This window comes from Flavobacterium succinicans LMG 10402, assembly GCF_000611675.1.
Taxonomy (GTDB): domain Bacteria; phylum Bacteroidota; class Bacteroidia; order Flavobacteriales; family Flavobacteriaceae; genus Flavobacterium; species Flavobacterium succinicans.
In genome coordinates, this window is sequence record NZ_JATV01000002.1 from 101872 (window position 1) to 125434 (window position 23563).

A 23563-nucleotide genomic window follows, 5' to 3' on the forward strand; every position below is an offset into this window, starting at 1 on the left:
ATGAAAACACAACACTATTGGGCTATTGTTTGGATGCTACTATTGAGTCCCATGACTTCGATTTGGGCACAACAATTAACGGCTTCAGAAGTAAAACGAATGGAGCAACAGGCCAAACAAGTCACCATCATCAGAGACAATTGGGGCATTGCCCACGTGTACGGAAAAACAGATGCTGATGCTGTTTTTGGGATGTTGTATGCCCAATGCGAAGACGACTTTAAGCGTGTCGAGATGAACTATATTGATAAGTTAGGCCGCTTGGCCGAAGTAAAAGGTGTTGGTGTTTTGTACAACGATTTAGAAACCCGTTTACTTATTGACGCAGAAGAAGCCAAAGCCGATTACAAAAAAGCGGCACCTTGGCTCAAAAAACTAATGAACAGTTATGCCGATGCCATCAACTATTACTTGTACAAGCATCCTGATGTAAAACCATTATTACTAACTCGTGTTGAACCTTGGTTTCCTTTACTTTGGACCGATGGCAGTATTGGCGCAATCAGCACCGCCGATTTAAGCACGGGCGAACTGAAAGCTTTTTACTCTGGCAACAACGACAAAGTAGCTTACATTGAAAGAGATGTAAATGTGCAAACAGGCTCTAATGGATTTGCTATTGCTCCTTCAAAATCGGTGACGGGTAATGCACTTTTATACATCAATCCACACACTACTTTTTATTTTAGACCCGAAATCCAAATCAGTAGCCAAGAGGGATTGAACGCATACGGAGCGGTGACTTGGGGACAGTTTTTTATTTACCAAGGTTTTAATGAAAACTGTGGCTGGATGCATACTTCTTCAAATGTAGATGTAGCCGATATGTATGCAGAAAAAATAGTCGAGCAAAAAGGAAAACTATTTTATGAATACGATGGAAAATTATTGCCTGTAAAAGAAAAAAAAATCGTTCTAAAGTATTTGGATAAAGGACAAATGGCTTCCAAAACAATCAAGACCTATTTTACGATTCACGGTCCGATTATGGCTAAGCGAGACGGAAAATGGATTAGTTTGAAATCCAAAAACCGCAATATGGAAAGTTTGGTGCAAAGTTGGGTAAGAACAAAATCAAAGAGCTTTGATGACTACCAAAAAGCGATGGATTTAAAAGCCAATACATCTAACAATACAGTGTATGCCGACAACAAAGGAAACATTGCCTATTGGCACGGAAACTTTATTCCGATGCGCGACAAAAGTCTCAATTGGGCCAAAGTAGTCGATGGCACCACTTCCAAAACCCAATGGAAAGGTTTGCATCCAGTATCCGAAACCGTGCATTTGTACAATCCAAGTAACGGATGGCTCCAAAATTGTAACTCCACTCCCTATTCTGTAGCAGGCAACAATAGCCCAAAAGAATCTAACTATTTGCCTTATATGGCGCCTGATGGGGAAAACTTTAGAGGAATCAATGCCGTTCGTATTTTTAGTCAAGACAAAAAATACACCTTAGACAACTTGATTACGGATGGTTACGACACCAAATTGTCAGCTTTTGAAATGTTACTTCCTGCTTTGATTGCCAATTTTCAAAAAGACGCTCAAGCTCAAGAACCCAAATTCAAAGATTTGGAAGCTCCTATTCAAGTGTTTAAAAATTGGAATTATTACTCTAATGCAAACTCTGTGGCGACTACCTTGGCCAATGAATGGGCGTTCAAGTTGAATCCAATTTTACAAAAAGTCTACATTGACGAAGGCGAAAAAGACCAAGTAGAAAATATGACCGAGTTTGCCAAAACAGCGGGCATTAATGATATGTTGCCACAATTAAGAGCAGTTGTTCAAGAACTGCAAGCCAAATTTGGAAAATGGGAAATTCCGTGGGGCGACATCAACCGTTTTCAACGTCCTTCGGGAGCTATTGATTTAACCTATGACGACAACCAAGAAAGTTTAGCAATGGGTACCGCTTCTGTATTGTGGGGAAGTTTACCTGCTTTCAAAAGTTCGTACCAAAACAACAGCAAAAAACGATATGGTTACAACGGCAACAGCTTTATTTGCGCGGTTGAATTTGGTCCAAAGATAAAAGCAAAGTCTTTATTGGCAGGAGGAAATTCGGGAGACCCAAACTCGAAACACTTTTTTGACCAAGCCAAAATGTATCAAAACGTCCAATTCAAAGACGTTTTATTCTACAAAGAAGACGTCCAAAAAAATGCTGAGAAAACCTATCATCCTGGTGAGTAATCCCAATCTATACTTGAAATGCCCTTGTAAATTTTTCACGAGGGTGTTTTTTTTATTACTCATTTAAAATAACATACCTAGCCGCAAATTGTTAGTAAATCATAGTAAAAAATAATATGCGCTTTTTTTGTAAATAAATAACATACATTAAAATTTAATTTACGAATTTGCAATAAATAAAAATTAGCATTAGTAACCATATTAACCCACAACACTATCAAAATAATTTGCGAATTTGCGGTAAATAAAATTAGTGCATTCGTGGCCATACAAACCACAGCTTTCTCTAAAAATAATTTGCGAATTTGCGGTAATCAAACAACACACTTAAAAAAAATAACCGCAACGATTAACAAAAATAATTTAGTGTATTCGTGGCCATACTAACCCACTACATCATCTAAAATAATTTGAATCTGCGTTAAATAAAATCCTTAAAAATGATCCAAAAAGCACTAGTATGTGCTGTACTTGTTAGCCTTTCCTGTACAGCGCAAAACAAAACCAAAGCAGCGCCTTTACAAAAATACCTTGCCACCATTACCCAAACCGACCTGAAAAAACACCTCACTATCGTTGCCTCCGATGAAATGGAAGGACGCGACACAGGAACCGAAGGCCAAAAAAAAGCCGGTCGCTATCTCATCGAACAATACAAGAAAAATGGTATTTCGTTTCCCGATGGTGCCACCGACTATTACCAAAAAGTACCCGCCGAGTTCATGAAATCCAATTATGGTCCCAAACTCAATGAATCCGAAAACATTTGGGCCTTCATCAAAGGAACTGAAAAACCAGAGGAAATCTTGGTCATTTCTGCCCATTACGACCATGTAGGTGTTAAAAATGGTGACGTTTACAACGGTGCCGACGACGATGGCTCAGGAACCGTGGCGCTTTTAGAAATTGCACAGGCCTTTCAAATGGCAAAAAAACAAGGGCACGGCCCTAAACGTTCCATCTTAATTTTGCATGTTACAGGCGAAGAACACGGCTTACACGGCTCTCGTTTTTATGCTAAAAACCCATTATTCCCCTTAAAAAATACCATCGCCGACATCAATATTGACATGATTGGGCGTCGCGATTTTGACCATCCCAAAACCAACAATTATGTGTACGTAATCGGTGCCGATAGATTGTCGAGTCAGCTACACGACATCACCGTGGCCGCCAACGAAAAATACACCCAATTGGACTTGGATTTCAAATACAACGACAAGAAGGACCCCAATCATTTTTATGAGCGTTCCGACCATTACAACTTCGCTAAAAATGGCATCCCGTCGGTATTTTTGTTCAATGGCGTACACGAAGACTACCATAAAAAAACCGATGAAGTCAGCAAAATCGAGTTTGATGCCCTAGCCAAAAGAACCCAATTGGCCTTTGCTATGGCTTGGGAATTGGCCAATAGAGCCGAACGCCCCGTAGTAGACAAACCTTTACAATAGTTGCCTTCTAAGGAGCAGGAAAAATAGGCTTTTTTGCCAGCATAGGTCCCGCCATCCGCTGTATCTTTGCTTTTTTAAAGAAAAAAAGCAAAGGATGCCGCTGCTGTCGGGGCTAAAAGGAAACATTTTTGATGATTTGTAAGAAAAAAATAAAGCGAAACGAACTTTCTGGTTGTATTGAGAGAAAATTTGTTTCGCCTATACAAAAGTTAGGCGACATCAACCCAAAAATGACAACACTATGAGTTCATTAATACTAGAAATCCTTACTTATTCCAAACTAGATTTAACCGAATTATATATCTCAAGAGAAATTGGAACTAACTTTGAAGAACAACAATTTGACATTTCACCAAAAGATTTTTTAAGATTTGCAAAAGAAGATTTAAAAGAAAATAATGACCGTGGTTATATAAATAGCTTAACAAACTCAAAGCGAGCAATCGATTGCCAAATTGATGAAACATTTGAAATATTAGTAAATTCTTCAGACAACTTTAATCCAATAGTGAAAAATTTCCTTAATTATTTTGACTTTGAAGCTGATATACCTATTAAACTCCAAATAATAAATGCTTTAAACCTTGCTCCTAGCTTAATAATTTCAAAATTCAGAACATTAAGAAACAAATTAGAACATTTTTATCAAAAACCAAGCATAGCAGAAATCAAAGAAGCTTTAGATGTCGCTGACCTTTTTATACGCTCGGTATCAGGCAAATTTAATTCGGTGTGGTATGAATTTAAAATAACTGACGGTAAAAATAAATTCGAAATAAGTTTTGAGTTTGATCCTATTGAAAGTAATTTCAAAATAAAACTTTTAAAAGAAGAAGAAATAGTAAAAGAATTTTACTTAGACGCTAATCAAGTTGAATTTTGGATATTATTACGTTTAATGCTATCTATTGATGATGAAATAGAAATCCAAGAAACATTTAAAATACTTCTAAAGCAAATTGGACATCCAATTCCGTCAGATAAAATAAATATTTGGCTATATGATTAAACACGTCGCCTAACAGCCACAACAACGGATTTGGGATGATTTGGCAAATCTGTAAATGGGCTTAATTTATTCACAAACTGCTTTTACCAACGGAACATTGACAGTAATATTTAAAACCAAAATACAATGACAATAGAAATGATAATTGCAATTGTTGGAATTATAATAGCTTTAGCTACTTATATACAAGGACAAAAACCAACAGAAATAAAACTACCTGAGCCGAAAGAGGAAATAGAAAACTTGAAAGTTCATTTTTTAATGAACCAAAAGTTATCACTAGAAATACAAGAATTTTTAGAAAATTATATTAATGAAAATAATGCTTCTGAAAAGCTACTATTTGAAAATATGAGCTTCTCAAAATACTTAAATTTTATTAGGGAAGAATATGAAAACAACTTATCTGCGAAAGCATATAAAGTGATTTCACAACCACTTACAAGACCTATTATCGAGAGTATGTTATCATCATTACAAAATCAAAATAATAGTTTAATGATGGTGAAAAATATGCTTAAAACTTTATAGAAGGTAATAACTGCAAAAACCTCTAAAAACTATTTACTTAGAGATTTAATCGCAGTGCTAACATCCCTGCACAAGATGAAAAAAGGGTCGGATTTCCCACGATTGTAATTTTATGTTGTAATCCTTGTAAATACCAAAAATCTCCCGGCTATACATTTGTAAAGTTTCAATAGGAATGGGCTTTAGCCCATTCATTAAAATGTGTTTCTTATTCGGCTTTAGCCAAAATCTATAATAATTTAGGCTAAAGCCAATTTGGAGCAAATGCTAATTTAATTCCTCCAGATAAATCTAGAGGCAATTAACTTTGAGGAAAAATAAAAACACTGTCCTTACCTGAGTTGGATTACAATTTACTTGCATAATTTCAATAGGAATGGCTTTAACCCGTTCTTTAAAATGAGTTTTGTGTTGGACTTTAGCCAAAATCTACAATAATTTCGGCTAAAGCCAATTTAGAGCCAATGCCAATTTAATTCCTCCAGATAAATCTGGAGGCAATTAAATATGAGAAAATAACACTCTACTAATCTAATTTAGAATGCTATACATTTGCAAAGTTTCAATAGGAATGGACTTTAGCCCATTCTTTAAAATAAGTTTAGTATTAGGCTTTAGCCAAAATCTATAATAATTTCGGCTAAAGCCAATTTAGAGCCAATGCCAATTTAATTCCTCCAGATAAATCTGGAGGCAATTAAATATGAGAAAATAACACTCTACTAATCTAATTTAGAATGCTATACATTTGCAAAGTTTCAATAGGAATGGACTTTAGCCCATTCTTTAAAATAAGTTTAGTATTAGGCTTTAGCCAAAATCTATAATAATTTCGGCTAAAGCATATATTTTAATAATGAAATCATCTCGCTTTAGTGAGATGCAATTGATTTTAATGTATAATTTAGATAAAACTTAAAACAAAAATATAAAGTCGTGAGACTTCCTAGTGCAGATATAATAAAAAGTTGGTTTTATATTTGTGATGATTAATCAAATCTGAAAATAGCAATAATTTCTGTAGCAATAGAATATCTGCGATTTTTTTTAAGACAACACAGAACTTGACAAAATAGAAAAAGAAATGAAGCAAACTAAGAAAATAGTAAAAGCAACGATTATTGGACTTTTTATGCTCCTTCTAACTTCTTGTGGTGACCATTCAAAAACGTCAACTAAACAAACTGAAAAAGTCAATATGGTAAAAAAATCAAACCCAATCATTTACTTTGAAATACCAGTTAACGATATTGATAGAGCAATAAAATTTTATCAAACCGTATTCCAATTTGACTTTGACAAAGAAATCATTGATAACAATGAAATGGCATTATTTCCTTTTTTTGATGAAAATTCAGGAATTTCAGGTGCATTGGCAAAAGGAGCAATCTACAAGCCAACAAAAGACGGGGTTGTAATTTATTTCAAAACAGAAAATATTGATAAAACACTGCAATTGGCAACTTTAAATGGCGGACAAATTTTATACCCAAAAACAGATAATGGAATTGGACTTGTTGCAGAATTTGAAGACACAGAAGGAAACAGAATTGCTTTGTATCAATCAAAGGAATGATGTAAAAAGGCAACCCGCTCCGTAACGACAAACTACCTAATTCGTCGCTCAAGCAGCAAACATTACTATTGTTGTAGCCTATACCATAGCTTAAGTGTTCATTTTCTAAAAACAAAACTATCAATTAAAAATATGTCCAAATTAAAAACCATCAGAGAATCTCAAAACCTCACCCAAGAAGAATTAGCACAAAAATCGGGCGTATCTGTAAGAACGATTCAGCGAATTGAAACGGGAAAAGAACCCAAAGGATACACCCTTAAAGTTTTGGCCAAAGTATTAGCAATTGAAGCGAATGAATTACTTATTGAAAAACCCACAAAGGAAAATTTAGCAAATGTCGTAGAAATCGATAAAAACCAAGAAACCGATTTAATCAATTTTACCAAACTAAAATTAATCAATCTTTCTTCCATTCCGTTTATCATTATTCCTCCTTTTAATATTATCATTCCATTGCTCCTAATGTTTAGAATGAAACAAAGAAACAGCCTAGCAAAGCAACTTATTTCCATACAAATACTTTGGACTATAATGGCTCCAATTATTTTTATGTTGGGTATTTTTTTGAAACTAGGCAATCAATTCACAATCTTGCTTATGGCACTAATTGTAATTTCAAATGTGATAATTGTCCTTAGAAACGCAGTAGCTTTAGACAAAGAAAAAAAGCTTTTTTTTACACTGAATTTCAGCATTCTATAAAAACTGACGGGTAGTTGTCAGGTTATTGTCAGGGTTGTTTTTACGATTTTAAAACGCAAAGCACATAGCTTTGTTTCTAGAATTAAAATCGCAAAAACAAAAAAAATTATGACAAAAAAAATTATCATTAGCTTTATCATTGTTCTGTTTTTTGGAACAAAAAGCCAAGCTCAAATCGAGAAAAACTCAGCATTATACCAAACAATTCTTTCCAAAGACAGTCTGTTGTTTGAGGTAGGTTTTAATCATTGCAACATCACTCAGTTTGAACACTTGTTGAGTGATACGTTTGAGTTCTTTCACGACAAAGACAGTATTTCCTATAAAAAAGAGTTTCTATACAAGTTTAAAAATGGCTTGTGTAAATCGCCAACAACTTACCAATCAAGGCGCGAATTAAATACAGAAAGTACCGAAATTTTTCCTCTTTATAAGAACCAAGTACTATATGGAGCCATTCAAACAGGAAATCATAAATTCTATGAAACGATTTCAGGTTATAAAGAAACCTTTGCTGGTTCAGCAAAGTTTACTCACGTTTGGCTTTTGGAAGATAGTGTTTGGAAATTAACCAAAAGTTTGAGTTATGACCACCAAGACAACAATAATACTAATTATCAATCTTCCATTTTTGACAACGATACTAAAATTGAAAAGTGGTTACTAGAAAACAAAGTACCTACTTTAGGAATTGGCGTTATTAAAGAAGGAAAATTGCAACAAGTAAAAGTATTTGGAACCATAAAAAAAGGCATAACGGCTCCATACAACACTATATTTAATGTCGCTTCACTAACCAAACCCATAACGGCTATGGTAGCTTTAAAATTAGTAAATTTAGGCAAATGGGATTTGGATGAACCTATTTTTAAATATTGGATTGACCCTGATGTTTCAAAAGACAAAAATTGCAAAATACTTACAACAAGACATATTTTAAGCCATCAAACTGGATTTACCAATTGGCGTGGAAATAACAAAGACGGAAAACTTCATTTTGAATTTGAACCAGGAACGAAGTATCAATATTCGGGAGAAGGTTTTGAATATTTGAGAAATGCGTTAGAAAGAAAATTTCATAAATCACTTAACGAATTGGCAAGTGAATTGATTTTTAAACCAATACAAATGACAGACACCAACTATTTTTGGAACAATAAAACAGATATTTCACGATTTGCAATAGGTTATGACGCTAAAGGAATGGCTTACGAAATAGAAAAAAACAAAACAGCCAACGGTGCTGACAATTTATTGACAACCGTTGAAGATTATGGAAAATTCTTGACAAGCGTTATGAATAGCGATGGTTTAAGTGATGACCTATTTACCGAGATGGTTAAAAATCAAGTCGAAACCAAAAATGGAAAACATTTTGGACTTGGTTTTGAAATATATGATCTTGGAAATGGAGAATATGCTTTATCCCACGGTGGTTCTGACAAAGGTTGTCAAACTATCGTATTTATTTTTCCAAAGACAAAGCAAGGGTTACTTATTTTTACCAACGTAGATGATGGCTATAAAGTTTATGAAAAAATAGTAAAACATTATTTAGGAGCGTATGGAAACAAAATATTTGAAATAGAAACAAAATAAAAACTACCGCTAACAGCAGTAACTGTTGTAAAATTTCCGATAATGCAGATTTGAAACCTTGCCCTCACAATATGAAGAAGTTGAAAAAAAAAATAAGTTTAATAATTAGAGGATTTTAGTAGGTTTACGTCTTTTAAGAAGCATAAAAAAGTACAAAGTAAGGGTGCTTTGTGCAGCGGACGGCAGACACAATTTTACAACAAATAAGAGATTATACAAATGACACATTTTCCAGTAAGCAATTCTAATCTTTCAGCGACTCATCTCGGACTGTTTTTACAGGAAAAACATTCATTGAGCAAAGACACCAAATGCCAATTGATAAAAGCGGGGATCAATGACACGTATGTAATAATTGATAAATCAGACCAATTTGTGTTTAGAGTGTATAGTTTAAACTGGCGAACAAGAGCAGCAATTGGAGAAGAAATTAAATTATTACAGCAATTAAAACAACATAACATTTCTGTTTCCTATCCATTATCTGATAATGAAGATAATTATATACAAACATTAAACGCCCCAGAAGGTGAAAGGTCTGGGGTGCTTTTTACCTTTGCAAAAGGAGAAAAATTACACATAACTTCACCAGAAGCACATTTTCAAATTGGACAACTTATGGCGCAACTTCATAAGGTCACCAATAATCAAAAATTAAATCGGATAGACTATACCCCTGAAGTAATTCTTATTGACTCTTTACAAAAAGTATCACATTTTTTAAACAATGACACCGAAGAAATGGCCTTTATGCAATTGGCTCAATCGTATTTGTTAGACCAATTCGCAAATGCCGACACTTCTCAAATTCGACAAGGAGTTGTGCATCTCGACATTTGGTTTGACAATCTAAATATCACAAAAGATAATAAAGTAACCATCTTCGATTTTGACTTCTGTGGAAACGGTTGGCTTTGCTTAGACATTGGGTATTATATTTTACAGCTTCACAACATTGAAAAGTATGAGGCAAAAGATTACCAGCCTAAAGTTGACAATTTCATTAAAGGGTACGAATCGATAACACTAATAAGCGCAGAAGAAAAACGACTTATTCCTATGCTTGGCGTAAGTTTATACTTTTTTTACTTAGGTATTCAATGCCAACGTTACGACAATTGGTCTAACTCCTTTTTGAGCGAGAACTATTTGAAACGATATATAAACGGGCTTGTCAAAAGATACTATGACATTTATAAACTTGGAGTGTAATCAAAACTATTTATTTGCATAATTTCAATAGGAATGGGCTTTAGCCCATTCTTTAAAATGAGTTTCTTATTAGGCTTTAGCCAAAATCTATAATCCTTTCGGCTAAAGCCAATTTGAAGCAAATGCTAATTTAATTCCTCCAGATAAATCTGGAGGCAATTAAATTTGAGAAAATAATAAAAAACACTTTACTAACCCTAGTTGGGGATTACTATTCATTTGCAAAGTTTAAATAGGAATGGGCTTTAGCACGTTCTTTAATAATGAGTTTCGTATTAGTCTTTAGCCAAAATCTATATAACTATATCATCACACTAATGCGAAATGCAATTAAATATAATGCGATTAAACTCTCTCCAAAAAGACCGATGAATTCATCCTTCAATCTGCAAACATTTCCTTTCCGAGCAAATTTAAAATTCGTAATTAATTAAAAATAAGGTATTGTAAAAAATCACTGCTGTTTGGGTTCTGCCTCCTAGATAAAAATCACAAAAAAGTTATTGAATATTTTCAATTAAAATAATCCATCTAAAAACTTTTCATCTTCAAAAAAGAATAAAACCAAACGAATAATTCCTAACAATACTACAAAATACAAGCACAACAATTACTCCTATCACCTAAATTCTTACCTTAAAGGAAACCCTAATCTTAAAAAAAATTCATACTTTTGAAACTCAAAAAAAACAACCATATGGCAACAGTAACATTAGGTGGAAATCCAATTCACACTTCAGGAGAGCTTCCAAAAGTAGGAAGCAAATTAGTAGATTTTAAACTGATTCAAAATGACTTATCAGTAGCTTCACTAGCTAATTTTGCTGGTAAAAAATTAGTTTTAAACATCTTCCCAAGTATCGACACCGGAACTTGTGCTACCTCAGTTAGAAAATTCAACGAAAGCGCAAGTACCCTAGACAACACCGTTGTTTTGTGTATTTCTAGAGATTTACCTTTTGCTCAAAAACGTTTTTGTGGTGCTGAAGGATTAGAAAACGTAATCAATTTATCTGATTTCCAAGTGGGTAGTTTTGGTAAAGCAAATGGTTTAGAAATTACGGATGGCCCGTTGACTGGTTTACACTCAAGAGCAATCATCGTTGTTAATGAAAATGGAATTATTACGCACACAGAACAAGTTTCAGAAATTGCTAACGAACCCAATTACGAAGCGGCATTAGCTGTACTATAAATACTATATGGAATTTCAAAAAGACAATTCTTTTGTAACCGGAAGATTAAAAAGTGTTACCTATGCCTTCAAAGGCGCCCTAAAATTGATTAGTACAGAGCATAGTATTATGGTTCAATTTTCAATTGGAATACTCATTAGTATTTTAGGTGCTATAATGAAAATTTCGGCTACGGAGTGGTTGTTTCAAACCTTTGCTATTGGTCTAGTAATGAGCATTGAGGGTTTAAACACCGCTGTTGAAAAAATAGCCGATTTTATTCATCCAAGCTACAGTAAGAGAATTGGTTTTATAAAAGATATTGCTGCAGGATCTGTTTTCTTTGCAGCAATTACTGCTATCATTATAGGTTTAATCATTTACATCCCAAAATTCATTTAGGCATACTTTAAAATAAGAATGGCAAAATCAAACAAAAAAAACACCGCAGCATCCGCGGCTGATACTACAACTCCAAATGTCCCTTTTTGGGAATTATCCAAGCAAAGAAAACTAATAATAGGCAGTATATTGATTTTATTTTCAATAGGTCTTTTAGTATCCTTTGTTTCCTTTTTTCTTCACGGACACGAAGATCAAAGTGCCATCAATACCATGACGGATCGATCAGAAGTGGTACAAAATTGGCTAGGAAAAATTGGTGCTTTTTTAGCAGATGCTCTCATTTACAAAGGGTTTGGCATTGCCTCTTTTCTCTATGTGCGTTTACTTTTTTTGACTGGATTATTTTTATTTTTAAACCTTAAACTAAACAAGCTCAAATCCATTTGGTTTTGGGATTTATTTCTAATAGTTATTTTAGCTGTACTACTCGGTTTTTTCTTTGATTCGATACCCGAATTAGGAGGAACTGTAGGCTACGAAGTCAATCTTTTACTACAAGATTATTTAGGGAAAACAGGTGCTTTGTTGCTGCTATTATTTGGCGTATTGATTTACTTGATTTTTAAATTGAAAATTTCTCCCGAGAAAATTCAAAATATCTTTCTATCAACCAAAGAAGAAATCAAACAAGAAATAGCCAGTAGTGCTTATGCTCAAGATAGCGGAAGCGCCTACAATTTAGAAGAATTTGCTCTCGAAGAAGAGGTTATGACCGATGACACTCTTCATTTAAAAACAACGGGGTCACAATTTGAAATCAATAAAGAAGCACTAAAACCAACCATTAGCAATTCGTCTGAAATTAATTTGGATCTGCAAGTTAAACCTAAACCAGAGCCTCTTTCGGTAGCGCCAGAAGTAATTGCAACGAATGATAATGCCTTTGTAATTGAAAAAGCGGCAGAGGAAACCATTATTGAAGAAAACTTAGCCTCTCGCCTAGTGTCAGATTTTGGCTTGTTCGACCCAACTTTGGATTTGTCGCACTACAAATACCCTACACTTGATTTATTAAAAGAATATTCTACGGGAGGCATTACCATCAACCAAGAAGAATTAGAAGAAAATAAAAACAAGATTGTCGAAACTTTACGCAATTACAAAATTGAAATTGCACAAATTAAAGCTACCGTTGGCCCATCGGTTACCTTGTACGAAATTGTACCCGAAGCCGGTATTAGAATTTCGAAAATTAAAAGCTTAGAAGATGACATTGCCTTATCACTTTCAGCTTTAGGCATTCGCATCATTGCCCCAATTCCAGGAAAGGGAACCATTGGAATTGAAGTTCCGAATAAGAATCCGACCATGGTTTCGATGAAAAGTGTGATTGGTGCTGCTAAATTTCAAGAAGCTGAAATGGAGTTGCCGATCGCTTTAGGAAAAACCATTTCAAACGAAACCTTCGTAGTTGATTTGGCCAAAATGCCTCACTTACTAATGGCTGGTGCGACTGGTCAAGGAAAATCTGTAGGGTTAAATGCGGTTTTAACTTCGCTTTTATACAAGAAACACCCGGCAGAAGTGAAGTTTGTATTGGTCGATCCTAAAAAAGTAGAGCTTACACTTTTTAATAAAATAGAAAGACATTATTTAGCCAAATTACCCGATACCGAAGACGCCATTATTACCGATAATGCTAAAGTTGTTGCGACTTTAAATTCGCTTTGCGTAGAGATGGACAATCGTTATTCGTTGTTGAAAGATGCCATGGTGCGTAACATTAAAGAATATAACGAAAAATTCAAATCTAGAAAATTAAATCCCGAATTAGGTCACCGCTTTCTGCCTTATATCGTATTGGTGGTCGACGAGTTTGCCGATTTGATTATGACCGCTGGCAAGGAAGTAGAAGTACCTATTGCTCGTTTGGCTCAATTGGCACGTGCCATCGGAATCCATTTGATCATTGCCACCCAAAGACCATCGGTAAACGTAATTACAGGTTTAATTAAAGCGAATTTTCCCGCTCGTATTGCGTTTCGAGTGACTTCAAAAATCGACTCTAGAACCATTTTAGACACCCAAGGCGCCGATCAATTAATAGGTCGAGGCGATTTATTATACACCAACGGAAATGATGTCGTTCGTGTACAATGCGCCTTTATTGATACTCCGGAAGTAGAAAAAATCACCGAATTCATCGGATCACAGAAGGCGTATGCTACTGCTTATTTACTACCTGAGTTCGTAGGAGAAGAAAGTGGCATTAATCTTGATGTAGATGTTTCCGAAAGAGATCCCTTATTTAGAGAAGCCGCAGAAATCATTGTAAATGCCCAACAAGGTTCTGCTTCTTTATTACAACGCAAACTCAAACTTGGCTACAATAGAGCAGGAAGATTAATAGACCAATTAGAAGCCGCAGGAATTGTGGGCTCATTTGAAGGCAGCAAAGCACGAAATGTAAATATATCGGATATGAGTTCTCTTGATCATTTTTTCAACAACGAACTAAACAATTAAAACAATGTTACTTAGTCTTAAAAAAAACACACACAACACACTGAAATCCAATTTTAAAACCCTTTTAAACTACAGTACGTTAGCCTGCTTCTTGCTTTTTAATTCGTTTACATTTCAAGCGCAAGATAAAAAAGCCAAAGATTTACTAGATCAGGTTACTGCCAAAGTCAAAAGCTACAAAAACATTACTATTGATTTCAAATACAGTTTACAAAACGCAAAAGAAAACATCAATCAAGACAGTAAAGGAAATGTTACCCTAAATGGCAACATGTATGTGTTGAATTTCATGGGTGTAACCAAATTGTTCGATGGTAAAAAAACATACACCATCGTTCCTGAAGATGAAGAAATTACCGTTTCAAAACTGAATGAAAATGACGATAACGCGATTACGCCTTCAAAAATGTTGACTTTTTTCAATTCAGGTTACAAGTACTCTATGGATATTGTTCAAAATGTAAGAGGACGTAAAATTCAGTACATCAAATTAATCCCGAACAATACCAAAGACCAACGTAAAGAAATATTATTAGGGATTGACATTCAAACCAAACACATTTACAATTTGATTGAAATTGGCAAAAAAGGCACCAAAACCACCTTAACGGTGAATTCTTTCAAAACAAATCAACCATTATCAAAAAATCAATTTACCTTTGTTCCGAGTAAATACCCCAATTACTACATTAACAAATTAGATTAAACTTAGGTGAAGATACTTGACAAATATTTATTAAAATCATTTTTGGTTACATTTACAACGGTTTTTGTTATCCTTTTTTTTATTTTTATTCTTCAAACCGTTTGGCTATTCATTACTGAATTAGCAGGAAAAGACTTGGATTTAATCATGGTTGTTAAATTCTTACTTTTTTCAATGCCAAGAATCATTCCTTTAGTTTTGCCTTTATCCGTATTATTGGCTTCCATTATGACTTTTGGTAGTTTTTCAGAAAATTATGAATTGGCCGCCATCAAGTCCTCAGGAATTTCGCTACAACGATGCTTTAGAACCCTAATTGTTTTTATAACACTGTTAAGTATCGTGGCTTTCATGTTTGCCAACAGTGTCATTCCTTATGCTGAATACAAATTCATAAGCTTCAGAAGAAATATTGCCCAAGTAAAACCTGCGTTAGCCATTGCCGAAGGACAATTTAACACCGTAGGCATTTACAACATAAAAGTGAACAAAAAATCAGGTGAAAAAGGCAACCTACTCTCTGATGTCACTATTCACAAAAAATCGATTATGGGCGACGGTAACAAAACAGTTATCAAAGCCAAAACAGGTGAATTAATTAGCAACGAAGCCTCTAACCTACTTCAATTAGTTTTGAAAGACGGTTATTACTACGAAGATGTTATCCCTAAAAAATACGAAGACCGAGACAAAATGCCTTTTGTAAAAAGCGCCTTCAAAAAAGACATTATCAATATCGACTTGTCAAAATTGAACACACCTACAGTAGAGGAAACCAAAGAAACCAATACAAAAGGAATGCTTGATGTGACCGAGTTGAGATATACTATTGATTCCTTAACCAAAAACAAGGCGACAGAGCTAAAATCGTTCACTGAAAACATCAGTCAAAAAACAGCAACATCACTGATATCAACTCCAATTACTGCAAATGATACTTTAGAAAAAAGAAAAATCATCAACAGTAAGGATCCTTTAGCTATGTTTACAATCGACGAAAAAGCTTCTATTTATAAAAATGCATTAGCCAATACTCAAAGTACTGTATTATCGATAGAAGGAACCCTTTCGGATCTAAAAATGAAGCAAAAAAACATCAATGCACATGAATTTGTCATTTATGAAAAATTCGTAATCGCCTTTGCTTGCTTTTTAATGTTTTTCATCGGAGCACCCTTAGGAGCCATTATTCGCAAAGGAGGCATTGGACTTCCGATAGTTTTTGCAGTATTAATTTTTATAACCTTTCACTTCATCAACACTTTTGGTAAAAGAGTCTCACAAGAAGATGGACTCACACCTTTTGTTGGCGCTTGGATGTCCTCGTTTATACTAACTCCCCTAGCCATTTTACTAACCTACAGAGCTATAAACGATATCGGAATCATCAATTTGGATCGTATAACAGAACCTTTTCAAAAATTGTTCAAAAAAATATTTCCCTCTAAAAACTAACACTACACATGGTAGCAGACAAAATACAACTCAATACAATTGAAGAAGCCATCGAAGACATTCGTCAAGGCAAAGTGATCATCGTAGTAGATGACGAAGATCGTGAAAATGAAGGCGATTTTTTGGCCGCCGCCGAAAAAGTAACTCCTGAAATGATCAATTTTATGGCCACTCACGGTCGTGGATTGATTTGCGCGCCCTTAACAGAAAGTCGTTGTAAAGAATTAGGCCTTCATGTTATGGTTAGCAACAACACCGACCCAATGGAAACCGCATTTACTGTTTCGGTAGATTTGAGAGGGAATGGTGTAACCACTGGAATTTCGGCATCAGACAGAGCCAAAACAATCCTTTCGTTCGTAGATTCAAACACCAAACCACACGACCTAGCCAGACCGGGACACATTTTCCCGCTTATCGCCAAACAAGGCGGTGTTTTGAGAAGAACTGGACACACGGAAGCTGCTATTGATTTTGCCCGTTTAGCAGGCTTTAAATCTGCTGGAGTCATTGTCGAAATCATGAACGAAGACGGCAGCATGGCACGTTTACCACAATTAGTCAAAGTCGCCAAAAAGTTTGACTTAAAATTAGTTTCTATCGAAGCTTTGGTCGCTTACAGAATGCAACACGATAGTTTGATTGTCAAAAAAGAGGATTTTGACATTCAGACTCGTTTCGGTACTTTTAGATTACGTGCCTACCAACAAACCACCAATAAACAAGTTCATATTGCCTTAACCAAAGGCACTTGGAATACAGGCGAATCTATTTTGACTAGAATCAATTCTTCACAAGTTAATAACGATTTATTAGGCACCTTGACCAATAATGCCGATAAACAGCTAGACGACATGTTTACCATCATCAATAAAGAAGGCAAAGGCGCAGTGATTTTTGTCAATCAAGACATGCAAGCTATCAACCTTTTAAGCCGAATTGCCGAACTAAAAGAACTACAAGCCAGCGGAGAGCTAAAAGCACCAAAAATTAAAATTGACAGTAAAGATTTTGGTATTGGCGCACAAATTCTTCACGACTTAGACATTTCAAAAATTCGTTTGGTAACCAATACCGCCCAAGGAAAGCGTGTAGGAATGATTGGTTACGGTCTTGAAATTACCGAATATGTAAGTTATTAAACTAAGGACTCTTTTTTTTTATTTTTTTCACACTTGTAAATCAAACAGTATGAAACACTTAAAAAAAACTTCAAAAAGCAACCGTAATTTTTTTAAAAATACGCTTGCACAACCAAAAAAGAGTCTTATATTTGCACTCGCAATCACGAACTGATAGCAACATATTGGAGGAATGGCAGAGCGGTCGAATGCGGCAGTCTTGAAAACTGTTGACTGTAACAGGTCCGGGGGTTCGAATCCCTCTTCCTCCGCAGAATGACTTTCAAAAGTCCTCAAAACCCCGTAAATCTTATGATTTACGGGGTTTTTGCTTTTATCAACTTTCAAAAAAAGACAATCTTTATCAAATTTCAAGGTGCTAAATCGAGATCCTAGATTTTCAAAAAATAGGGTCTCGCTAAATGGAGAGGTAACAATCGAAAAGCATTGATTTTACTAGGGGTTGCAACCCTTTTGTAACCCATACCATTTAATGAACATCTTGCATTTAGACAAACCTTATTATAACTTATTTGTATAATTTAAAGGTTCTAAAAATGAAAGTTAAAACCACTTTGCATTTTTATGCAAAAGCAACTAAGAGCAATTCTAGCGGACTATTCCCTGTTTATGTGCGATTAACAGTAAACGGAAAACGATTGGAGTATAGCACCAAAAAATTTGTGGATCCAGCCAAATGGTCATCAAGTGCTAGCAGAATGAAGGGCAATTCAGAAGAAGCACGTTCAATTAATGATATTCTTGATATGATTAGAAACAAAATCAATGTCATTCAATTTGAACTCTTAAAAGACGACATTCCGGTTACCATCGAGGAATTCAAATTGCGATTACTTGGCACTACCGAAAGAACCCGTACGCTCATCCCCATCTTCAAAGACCACAACGACAAAATCAAAGCCCTACTTGGAAAAGAATACGCTCCTGGCACCCTAGAGCGCTACGAGACCTCTTTGAAGCATACCAAAGACTTTTTACAATGGAAATACAACATCACAGATATTGATATTGAAAAAATCGACCATGCTTTCATCACCGACTATGAATTCTACCTTCGTACCGTGCGTAACTGTGCTAATAACACAGCGGTAAAATACATCAAAAACTTCAACAAGATTATCAAAATATGCTTGGCTAATCATTGGATAGAACGCAATCCGTTTGCGAATTACAAATCCAAAATGAAGGAAGTAGAAAGAGTTTTTCTTTCCGAAGAAGAAATCCAAGAAATCATCAACAAAGACATGGGTACTGACCGACTTTCCTTGGTGCGCGATATCTTCCTATTCAGCTGCTTTACGGGGCTAGCGTATATTGACGTGAAAAACCTTAACAAATCACACATAAGTATTGGTATTGACGGCGAAAAATGGATTTTCACACACAGACAAAAAACAGAATCCGCTTCAAAAATCCCAATCCTTCCGGTAACCCAAATGATCATTGACAAATACGAAAGTCATCCACAATCCGTAAACGAAAACAAACTACTCCCTATCCTATCCAATCAAAAAATGAATGCCTACCTGAAAGAAATCGCTACGCTTTGTAAAATCAAAAAAGAACTAACCTTTCACATTGCTCGTCATACTTTTGCCACTACCGTAACCCTAACCAATGGCGTACCCATCGAATCCGTAAGCAAAATGCTGGGACACAAAAACTTACGAACAACCCAACATTATGCCAAAGTATTAGACAAAAAAGTGGCCGAGGATATGAACATTTTAAGAGACAAGTTTTCCAAAATAGCAATCAACAACAACTTAAAATCAGCCAATTAATTTATGTTAATTTTGTAGTATTTTTACAAATAATTAACATATATTGCGACTAGATTAATTAAAAATACCACATTATTTATTAATTCATGAAAACAAATTTATCCGAAAGAGCAAATTTAAATAAGTAAGTTTTTAATTAATGTATATGAAAGTATCCTATATACTTGACCGTTATGATGTTATATTTCAACAAACCATTTCTCCCACCATTTTTAGCAACAAAACCATTGCCGAAGAGCTGACGAGCAACGAACAAAAATCCTATCGAATTTTTGAAATAGAGATACATCCCATTAAGAAGGGAAACAATTTAAGCGTCTGCAAAAAGACACATTCCTTGCTGCCACAAGTAGAAGTTGGAGAATTAAAATCCATTATTTATTACAACGAATATTTAGAATATATCCCCGAGTTAAAATCAATCATCGATTTAACCGGGGAACCAATTTTCATTGCCAAGAACAAATATTGCCATAATAAATTCTTTGTGTATGAGAAATGCAGCATTACTGAAATCCCATTAAACGAACAGGAATTAATATACACCAACTTGATACTGCAGCATGAAAATGTAGCCATCATACGCGCCATCAAACAACAAGTGTTCAATTCCAAATCAAATGTCAAAATCAAACATTTCATTCACAAAATGCAATCGGCCTTAGAAGCCCATTTGCATGTCGTATTAAAGCATATCGACCCGAAAAGCAAAACGGAATTATACCAATATTCCACAGCTTATGATAAAATCGATTGCCTCAAATGCCAATTTTATCACTTAGAAAAATTATTGATTTTCTTAGAGCGAGAATATGCCGCCTTTTTAAACGACAAATCCATGGTACCCTATAGAACGGTACTTTCTGATGAAGTAGCCATAGCAGCCAAACTAGATTGCGTCAAAAATTCGATTTTGGCTATGGTGATTGATAAAGAGCTCCTGCAAATCATTTACAAACCTTTGTTAGTACTATCGGAATTGCAAGTCCAAGAAAAAATCAGCCACCAGCAGTACAAATATTCCAAAAACTACCTCAACAAAATATTCAAATTCATCAAAGCGAATCCTAGGGAAATTTCCACTATAGATTGGTGTCATTGGCTGAAAGAAATGAATTATAATTCGTTTGAGTTCTTGGATTTCTTTTCAGGCATTTTGAAAACGGAATGCAACAATTGCGCTACCCTAGTCGAAGCATTGGATTTAATGTTTTTCCACCTGAAAGAATTCAACCAATCCAAAAGCAAAACAACACTTCCGTACAATCAAAAGCTACCGTCTATAGAAAACCAAGTAATCGGTTGGATTGAAGAAGAAATCATTTATCTCAATCGAAAAAAAAGCATTACAAAGGAAATTGTAGTTCCAAAAGAGGTCGAAGACGATAATGAAAAATTACAATTAGGTATTTCAGTGCCACAGTTGGCTTTTATGATCAGAATCATGATCGAAGCAGGAACCATAAGAAACACCTCCACCAAAGAGGTTATTCGGATTTTCTCTAAAATATGCAAAACAGAAAAAGCCGAAAACATTTCTTATGACAGTTTGCGTGCCAAGTATTACAACATTGAAAATAGCGCTTCAGAAGCCGTACAAAAGCGCATCGAAAAACATTTAGAGCTTTCGAAGCAATAATATCTCTTTTAAAATTCGATACCCAAAACCGCGCATCTTGAGCAGATTGGCATCACTGATGGTGAGCAATTCAGCCAAAGTCTCCAATTGGTTCAATTTCAAAAAAAGCAACAACTCCTCACTTGGGATGTATTGTACCGGTGTGTACATAATTTATATTTTGTGCAAGTCAAAGTGATTAAAACAAGCTGCGTGGGACATCCATCACCAGCCACAGAGGTACCGCCAAGCACCCACAGCACACGATAACAGAGCCCACGCATTGCGTAGGCGAACAGTTATTACGTGAGCTGTTGAGATTTTTTGGCGGTTTTCTGTGGCTCTGTAACTTTCGCTATATGTATTGAGTCGTAACTCAATTATTTTCTATTCCCACAAATGTAATCAAATCCCCCAATTTCGTAGTATTTCACACCAACATTTATTAAAAAACACAAAAAATCATTGTTTTTTTCATTTTTTTTTTGGGGTTGCAACCCCCTGTGTAACTGTTTTGGTATCACTTAAATTTTTCTATTTGCCTCCATCAAACCTTAAAACGTATTATTATGGCAATCGAAGTACTCACCAAAGAAGACTTACAACAATTCAAAAACGAACTCCTTTCTGAAATGGCCCAATTGGTACATGCTCATTCCCCCATCCAACAGAAATGGCTTAAATCCAAAGAAGTCCTAGAAATGCTCAACATATCTCCAGGTACTTTACAAAACCTCCGTATCAATGGAACACTTGCCTTTACTAAAATCGGCGGTACTATTTATTACGCTCGCGACACCATCACCACCCTCCTCGAACAAAACAAAAGGAGTAGCTGAAGTACGAAGTAATAAGTTCGTTCCCCGATTTACGTCCCACCAAGTGCGTAGTACGAGTACTAGTACCCAAACCCCATCGCCCACAACCCACAACCCTAACCCCTCAAAAATGAACTACATCAAACACCTTTCGGGTTTCTTTCAAAAAATCATCTATGATACCGACCTCAACCCAACCCATGTGAGTCTTTACATGGCCCTATTTCAAACTTGGAATGTCAACCGTTTTCAGAATCCAATAAGCATTACTAGGAATGAAATGATGCGCATTAGTAAAATATATTCCAAAGCAACGTATCACAAATGCATCAACGATTTGCATGCTAAAGAATACATAATTTACGAACCCTCTCACAATCCTTTCAAAGGCAGTTTAATCCATGTCAACCCTCTAGAAACTGAGCTTATACAGCCTAGTAAGAAAAAACTAAGAAAACCAAAAAATGAACAACCTAATGAACAACCTAATGAACAACCTAATGAACATGTTGCTGAACATCCTATCGAACAAGTAACGAACAAGCAAAAGACAAGTACCTTACCAACTCCTAGACAAGCGCTGGTATCTTATATAAACAATACAAACATTTCAAACATTTCAAACCTTGTAAACGAGAGCACACACGAAAAAAAAATGAAAAAGGAAAATGATTTTGAAAAAAACGAAAGCTTACTCATTGAAGAAAAAAAGAAAAAAAAGTTGCGCGAAAAAAAAGAAAGCCCACAATCCATTCCGCCAAAGCTTGAGGAAGTGAAAAAGTATTTCAGTTCGCAAAATACAGAAGAAGTGGAAGGCGAACGCTTTTTTAATCATTTTCAAAGCAACGGCTGGCTCGTGGGAGGCAAATCCAAAATGTACAATTGGCAAGCAGCTGCCAACAATTGGATATTAAACTTGCAATCGTTTAAGCCAGTACAAATCGCTTTTTCAAATCCAGTACCAGGTAATTTAAAAACGTCAAATCAAAAGCAATACGATGAACCCTTATAACGAAATTCAAAAAACATTTGTGGTGAAAAATGGGGTCAAAATGTACAACTTTGACAAATGTTTGGCAGCTGTACAGCACATTGGACAATACCATTTTGGCAATCAATTCATGATTTATGATGAAGACATTCCAGTCATTCATAAATTGATCACTTTTGCCATTCGCGATTATGCAACCATCACAAAATTAAATTTAAACCCAAACAAAGGCATTATTTTGTCGGGCCCTGTAGGCTGTGGCAAAACATCCATGATGTTTTTGCTCAACTATTTCTGTGCTACAAACTTCAGTTACAAAATAAAACCCTGCAGAGAAGTAGCTTTTGAATTTGCCAAAAAAGGATATGATTCCTTACTGCCATATACCAAAAAAGAACACCAACAAATCAAACTCACCACCTATTGCTTTGATGATTTGGGCACCGAAAAGCAAATCAAGCACTTCGGCAATGAGTGTAACGTGATGGCCGAAATCATTCTTAGCCGATACGATTCGTTCATACATGAAAAATCCCTTACCCATGTAACCACCAACCTCTCGGCCTCAGAACTAGAGGCCTATTATGGGGATCGCGTCCGTTCAAGAATGCGACAAATGTTCAACCTCATAGCTTTTGATGTTCAATCTAAAGACAAAAGATAATCCCCGTACGGACAGGTCGCGACCTGTCCCAATTCCGCAACCTGTCCACTC

20 protein-coding genes and 1 tRNA gene are annotated in these 23563 nt (G+C 35.3%); 20 read left to right on the forward strand and 1 reads right to left on the reverse strand.

Features of this window, described 5'->3' with window-relative positions; genetic code table 11:
* The 17 genes from AO58_RS0101930 to AO58_RS0102015 all read left to right on the forward strand — a co-directional run bounded on the left by AO58_RS0101930 (position 1) and on the right by AO58_RS0102015 (position 21060).
* Complete coding sequence (locus AO58_RS0101930) at positions 1 to 2202, forward strand: penicillin acylase family protein (protein WP_024980092.1); 2202 nt, start codon at positions 1 to 3, stop codon at positions 2200 to 2202.
* 440 nt (positions 2203 to 2642) lie between these two features.
* Positions 2643 to 3656 (forward strand): M28 family metallopeptidase, encoded by a 1014-nt coding sequence (locus AO58_RS0101940; protein ID WP_139225540.1) that lies wholly within the window; start codon positions 2643 to 2645, stop codon positions 3654 to 3656.
* 241 nt (positions 3657 to 3897) lie between these two features.
* Positions 3898 to 4665, forward strand: coding sequence for a hypothetical protein (locus tag AO58_RS0101945; protein ID WP_024980095.1), 768 nt, complete (start codon positions 3898 to 3900; stop codon positions 4663 to 4665).
* A 126-nt stretch (positions 4666 to 4791) separates the two neighbouring features.
* Entirely contained in the window at positions 4792 to 5196 is a 405-nt protein-coding gene (locus AO58_RS0101950) for a hypothetical protein (RefSeq protein ID WP_024980096.1), read from the forward strand.
* A 1084-nt stretch (positions 5197 to 6280) separates the two neighbouring features.
* On the forward strand, positions 6281 to 6772 hold the full coding sequence (locus AO58_RS0101955) for a VOC family protein (protein WP_081764637.1): 492 nt from the start codon (positions 6281 to 6283) through the stop codon (positions 6770 to 6772).
* Between the two features lie 132 nt (positions 6773 to 6904).
* Entirely contained in the window at positions 6905 to 7477 is a 573-nt protein-coding gene (locus tag AO58_RS0101960) for a helix-turn-helix domain-containing protein (RefSeq protein ID WP_024980098.1), read from the forward strand.
* A 108-nt stretch (positions 7478 to 7585) separates the two neighbouring features.
* A complete protein-coding gene (locus AO58_RS0101965) occupies positions 7586 to 9076 on the forward strand; it encodes a serine hydrolase domain-containing protein (protein WP_024980099.1) in 1491 nt (496 codons plus the stop codon).
* A gap of 219 nt (positions 9077 to 9295) precedes the next feature.
* Complete coding sequence (locus AO58_RS0101970) at positions 9296 to 10288, forward strand: phosphotransferase (protein WP_024980100.1); 993 nt, start codon at positions 9296 to 9298, stop codon at positions 10286 to 10288.
* Between the two features lie 697 nt (positions 10289 to 10985).
* On the forward strand, positions 10986 to 11483 hold the full coding sequence (gene tpx / locus AO58_RS0101975) for a thiol peroxidase (protein WP_024980101.1): 498 nt from the start codon (positions 10986 to 10988) through the stop codon (positions 11481 to 11483).
* Between the two features lie 7 nt (positions 11484 to 11490).
* Positions 11491 to 11865, forward strand: coding sequence for a diacylglycerol kinase family protein (locus tag AO58_RS0101980; RefSeq protein WP_024980102.1), 375 nt, complete (start codon positions 11491 to 11493; stop codon positions 11863 to 11865).
* An 18-nt stretch (positions 11866 to 11883) separates the two neighbouring features.
* On the forward strand, positions 11884 to 14334 hold the full coding sequence (locus tag AO58_RS0101985; RefSeq protein WP_024980103.1) for a DNA translocase FtsK: 2451 nt from the start codon (positions 11884 to 11886) through the stop codon (positions 14332 to 14334).
* A 4-nt stretch (positions 14335 to 14338) separates the two neighbouring features.
* On the forward strand, positions 14339 to 15040 hold the full coding sequence (gene lolA1, locus AO58_RS0101990; RefSeq protein WP_024980104.1) for an outer membrane lipoprotein periplasmic chaperone LolA1: 702 nt from the start codon (positions 14339 to 14341) through the stop codon (positions 15038 to 15040).
* A 6-nt stretch (positions 15041 to 15046) separates the two neighbouring features.
* Positions 15047 to 16495: an LptF/LptG family permease gene (locus AO58_RS0101995; protein WP_024980105.1), complete on the forward strand. Its 1449-nt coding sequence runs from the start codon at positions 15047 to 15049 to the stop codon at positions 16493 to 16495.
* A gap of 8 nt (positions 16496 to 16503) precedes the next feature.
* Entirely contained in the window at positions 16504 to 17637 is a 1134-nt protein-coding gene (gene ribB, locus AO58_RS0102000) for a 3,4-dihydroxy-2-butanone-4-phosphate synthase (RefSeq protein ID WP_024980106.1), read from the forward strand.
* Between the two features lie 166 nt (positions 17638 to 17803).
* Positions 17804 to 17888, forward strand: a tRNA-Ser gene (locus tag AO58_RS0102005).
* 285 nt (positions 17889 to 18173) lie between these two features.
* The gene (locus AO58_RS0102010) at positions 18174 to 19421 is read left to right on the forward strand and encodes a site-specific integrase (RefSeq protein WP_024980107.1); all 1248 of its coding nucleotides are present in this window, start codon (positions 18174 to 18176) and stop codon (positions 19419 to 19421) included.
* Positions 19422 to 19566: 145 nt separating this feature from the next.
* Positions 19567 to 21060 (forward strand): hypothetical protein, encoded by a 1494-nt coding sequence (locus tag AO58_RS0102015; protein WP_024980108.1) that lies wholly within the window; start codon positions 19567 to 19569, stop codon positions 21058 to 21060.
* On the opposite strand, the gene AO58_RS17900 is transcribed toward AO58_RS0102015, so the two are convergent.
* Positions 21040 to 21210 carry a hypothetical protein gene (locus tag AO58_RS17900; RefSeq protein ID WP_155959403.1) on the reverse strand — a complete coding sequence of 57 codons (171 nt, stop codon included), beginning with the start codon at positions 21208 to 21210 and terminating at the stop codon, positions 21040 to 21042. The genes AO58_RS0102015 and AO58_RS17900 overlap by 21 nt on opposite strands.
* 398 nt (positions 21211 to 21608) lie before the next feature.
* On the opposite strand from AO58_RS17900, the gene AO58_RS0102025 reads away from it, so the two are divergent.
* The 3 genes from AO58_RS0102025 to AO58_RS0102035 all read left to right on the forward strand — a co-directional run bounded on the left by AO58_RS0102025 (position 21609) and on the right by AO58_RS0102035 (position 23512).
* Positions 21609 to 21878 (forward strand): helix-turn-helix domain-containing protein, encoded by a 270-nt coding sequence (locus AO58_RS0102025; RefSeq protein ID WP_024980109.1) that lies wholly within the window; start codon positions 21609 to 21611, stop codon positions 21876 to 21878.
* 109 nt (positions 21879 to 21987) lie between these two features.
* Positions 21988 to 22869 carry a hypothetical protein gene (locus tag AO58_RS0102030; protein WP_024980110.1) on the forward strand — a complete coding sequence of 294 codons (882 nt, stop codon included), beginning with the start codon at positions 21988 to 21990 and terminating at the stop codon, positions 22867 to 22869.
* Complete coding sequence (locus tag AO58_RS0102035) at positions 22856 to 23512, forward strand: ATP-binding protein (protein ID WP_024980111.1); 657 nt, start codon at positions 22856 to 22858, stop codon at positions 23510 to 23512. Before AO58_RS0102030 ends, AO58_RS0102035 begins: the two co-directional genes overlap by 14 nt.
* The last annotated feature ends 51 nt before the right edge of the window (positions 23513 to 23563 follow it).

What these genes read in the sequence shown, in the direction of transcription:
- AO58_RS0102010 (WP_024980107.1), top strand. Translation starts at nt 18,174, where the DNA reads ATGAAAGTTAAAACCACTTTGCATTTTTATGCAAAAGCAACTAAGAGC.
- AO58_RS0102025 (WP_024980109.1), top strand. Translation starts at nt 21,609, where the DNA reads ATGGCAATCGAAGTACTCACCAAAGAAGACTTACAACAATTCAAAAAC.
- AO58_RS0101985 (WP_024980103.1), top strand. Translation starts at nt 11,884, where the DNA reads ATGGCAAAATCAAACAAAAAAAACACCGCAGCATCCGCGGCTGATACT.
- AO58_RS0101945 (WP_024980095.1), top strand. Translation starts at nt 3,898, where the DNA reads ATGAGTTCATTAATACTAGAAATCCTTACTTATTCCAAACTAGATTTA.
- AO58_RS0102015 (WP_024980108.1), top strand. Translation starts at nt 19,567, where the DNA reads ATGAAAGTATCCTATATACTTGACCGTTATGATGTTATATTTCAACAA.
- lolA1 (WP_024980104.1), top strand. Translation starts at nt 14,339, where the DNA reads ATGTTACTTAGTCTTAAAAAAAACACACACAACACACTGAAATCCAAT.
- AO58_RS0101970 (WP_024980100.1), top strand. Translation starts at nt 9,296, where the DNA reads ATGACACATTTTCCAGTAAGCAATTCTAATCTTTCAGCGACTCATCTC.
- AO58_RS0101930 (WP_024980092.1), top strand. Translation starts at nt 1, where the DNA reads ATGAAAACACAACACTATTGGGCTATTGTTTGGATGCTACTATTGAGT.
- tpx (WP_024980101.1), top strand. Translation starts at nt 10,986, where the DNA reads ATGGCAACAGTAACATTAGGTGGAAATCCAATTCACACTTCAGGAGAG.
- ribB (WP_024980106.1), top strand. Translation starts at nt 16,504, where the DNA reads ATGGTAGCAGACAAAATACAACTCAATACAATTGAAGAAGCCATCGAA.
- AO58_RS0102035 (WP_024980111.1), top strand. Translation starts at nt 22,856, where the DNA reads ATGAACCCTTATAACGAAATTCAAAAAACATTTGTGGTGAAAAATGGG.
- AO58_RS0101980 (WP_024980102.1), top strand. Translation starts at nt 11,491, where the DNA reads ATGGAATTTCAAAAAGACAATTCTTTTGTAACCGGAAGATTAAAAAGT.
- AO58_RS0101965 (WP_024980099.1), top strand. Translation starts at nt 7,586, where the DNA reads ATGACAAAAAAAATTATCATTAGCTTTATCATTGTTCTGTTTTTTGGA.
- AO58_RS0101960 (WP_024980098.1), top strand. Translation starts at nt 6,905, where the DNA reads ATGTCCAAATTAAAAACCATCAGAGAATCTCAAAACCTCACCCAAGAA.
- AO58_RS17900 (WP_155959403.1), bottom strand. Translation starts at nt 21,210, where the DNA reads ATGTACACACCGGTACAATACATCCCAAGTGAGGAGTTGTTGCTTTTT.
- AO58_RS0102030 (WP_024980110.1), top strand. Translation starts at nt 21,988, where the DNA reads ATGAACTACATCAAACACCTTTCGGGTTTCTTTCAAAAAATCATCTAT.
- AO58_RS0101955 (WP_081764637.1), top strand. Translation starts at nt 6,281, where the DNA reads ATGAAGCAAACTAAGAAAATAGTAAAAGCAACGATTATTGGACTTTTT.
- AO58_RS0101940 (WP_139225540.1), top strand. Translation starts at nt 2,643, where the DNA reads ATGATCCAAAAAGCACTAGTATGTGCTGTACTTGTTAGCCTTTCCTGT.
- AO58_RS0101950 (WP_024980096.1), top strand. Translation starts at nt 4,792, where the DNA reads ATGACAATAGAAATGATAATTGCAATTGTTGGAATTATAATAGCTTTA.